Raw genomic sequence first — 1,939 nt, 5'->3', positions numbered from 1 at the left:
ATGTCCCCGATCTTCGACAGACCCGCCCCGGCACCCTTGGCGACATACGTCATCGGATCGATGACCTTGCCCGCCTTCCCCGCCACCGACAACGCCTTCGCGACCGCCCCCGCCTTCCCCGCACCCGACGCCGCACCACCCGCACCACCGGTGAACACCGTCGTCAGCACATTGAACGTCACCGCACCCGCCGCACGCGCCGGATTCTTACCCCACTCGTCCCACGCCACCAGCGCCTTGCCCGTCTCCTTCATCGCCCTGCGCGAATCACGGAACCACGACGGCAGCCTGTCGTCCGGCAACGCCCAGAACAAAGTGCCCACACCCGGCAGGGACGAGATCACCAGACCCGTCGCCAACTGAGCCAGACCCTTCCACGCCTGACCCATCGCCTCCCACCCACCGAACCCCACCAGCGTGCCCAGACCCTTGACCGTCCCCCACACCCCATCGACGATCAACCCGTCCCACACGAACGACTTCACCCAGTGCCCCACCTCATACCAGTGGTGCTTCTCCTCCACCGGATCACCCCAGGGAAGCTTCGCGTTCTTCAGATCAGCCGCATCGAACCCGTACTGATCCTTACGGTCCGAACCATCCCCCGCCACCATCTGCGTCCCATGGAACAGAGCGGTGATCTTGTTGTGACACGTACGCTCCGCCGCCCAGAACGCCGCCACCGCCCGCGTGACCTCGTCCCGGATCCGGTTGTGATGCGCGACCTTCCCCCCGTCGTACTCCCAGTCGTCATCACCCTTCACCGAAGCGACGAACGCCGTCGCCTCCTCCTTCAGATCAGCCAGCTTCTTCACCAGCGGACGAATCTCCGCCGCATACCCCGACAACGCACCCGACACCGACTCCAGACCCGACGCGAACGAGTCCGCCCGCTCCTTCACCGGCCTCGTCGACGCGAACAACTCCTCCGCCTCCGGAGCCCGGTAATACGCCGACAACCCCTGGAACCGGGAATGAACCTCACCCCCCGCATCCCGGACACGACCCGCGTCCGCCCTCAGATCCCCATACGCCTTCTCCAACAGCCCCAGATCACCCGTGAACTGCGGAATCTCCCCCGGCTCGATCACTTCCCGCCCACCCCGGGCACATCCAGCCGCGGCGCACCCAGCGCAGCACGCTGCGCCCGCGCCGCCATCTCCTCATCACCCTTCAAATACGCCGTCGTCGCATCCACCACACCCTGCAACGACTTACCCGCCCGCGCACCCACGAACTGAAGATCCTTCGACGCATGCTCCGCATACTGCGACAACGCCAACGCCACCAGACCCCCCTGCGCCCTACCACCACCGCCGGCGGCACCCGCATCCGCCGAGACCGTCCCCGCAGACGACGCCGCCGACGTCAAATGCTCCCCGAACGCCGTCGCACACGACTGCAGACGAGAAGCCGACTCACCCACCGACTTCAACACACCCGAAATACCCTGCGGCCTCAGATCCCAGCCAGACACCCAAAAACCCCCGAACACACCACCAACAGCCAACACCGAACAGCACACGACCCCGGCCGGCCGCCGACCGGCACCACCAGCCGCCGGCACCACCAGCCACTCAGCCGATGTTGTCCACCGCCGACTTCGCCTTCGCCAACGTCGAATGCGCCGTCGCGTCATTCTTCTCCAACGTCGACTTCACCAGACCGATGATGTTCCGCACCTCATGCGAAGCCCGGTTCCACCGCTGCTCCTTACCGTGATACTCATCCGCCACACCATCAGCCATGAAATCAGCCATCGCCGCCTTCACCTGACGATCCCGCTGCGCGATCACCTCCTCCAACCGCGCCACCACCGCCTGCAGACTCCCCTGCACATCCCCCGACGCACCCGTGTCATACGACCGACGATCCGAACCCGAACCCGCCATCACACACCACTCCCCACCAAACCAACAACCAACCCAGAAAACCCGGA

Annotated in this window: 2 protein-coding genes and 1 pseudogene; all 3 read right to left on the bottom strand. The window is 65.5% G+C overall.

Annotation, left to right across the window (positions count from 1 at the left end):
- Nucleotides 1-1,091, bottom strand: a pseudogene (locus ABZ719_RS37620) (protein phosphatase); the annotation flags it as partial.
- Nucleotides 1,088-1,639, bottom strand: a complete 552-nt coding sequence (locus tag ABZ719_RS37615; RefSeq protein ID WP_366729663.1) for a DUF6507 family protein — start codon at nucleotides 1,637-1,639, stop codon at nucleotides 1,088-1,090. The gene ABZ719_RS37615 and the pseudogene ABZ719_RS37620, both read right to left, overlap by 4 nt.
- The gene (locus ABZ719_RS37610) at nucleotides 1,578-1,892 is read right to left on the bottom strand and encodes a pore-forming ESAT-6 family protein (protein WP_366729664.1); all 315 of its coding nucleotides are present in this window, start codon (nucleotides 1,890-1,892) and stop codon (nucleotides 1,578-1,580) included. The genes ABZ719_RS37615 and ABZ719_RS37610 overlap by 62 nt, the downstream gene beginning before the upstream one ends.
- Nucleotides 1,893-1,939 lie beyond the last annotated feature (47 nt).

This window comes from Streptomyces sp. NPDC006743, assembly GCF_040703815.1.
Classification (GTDB): Bacteria; Actinomycetota; Actinomycetes; order Streptomycetales; family Streptomycetaceae; genus Streptomyces.
This window is presented reverse-complemented; position numbering and strand designations above follow the sequence as displayed.

What these genes read in the sequence shown, in the direction of transcription:
- ABZ719_RS37615 (WP_366729663.1), bottom strand. Translation starts at nt 1,639, where the DNA reads ATGACGCGACGGCGCATTCGACGTTGGCGAAGGCGAAGTCGGCGGTGG.
- ABZ719_RS37610 (WP_366729664.1), bottom strand. Translation starts at nt 1,892, where the DNA reads ATGGCGGGTTCGGGTTCGGATCGTCGGTCGTATGACACGGGTGCGTCG.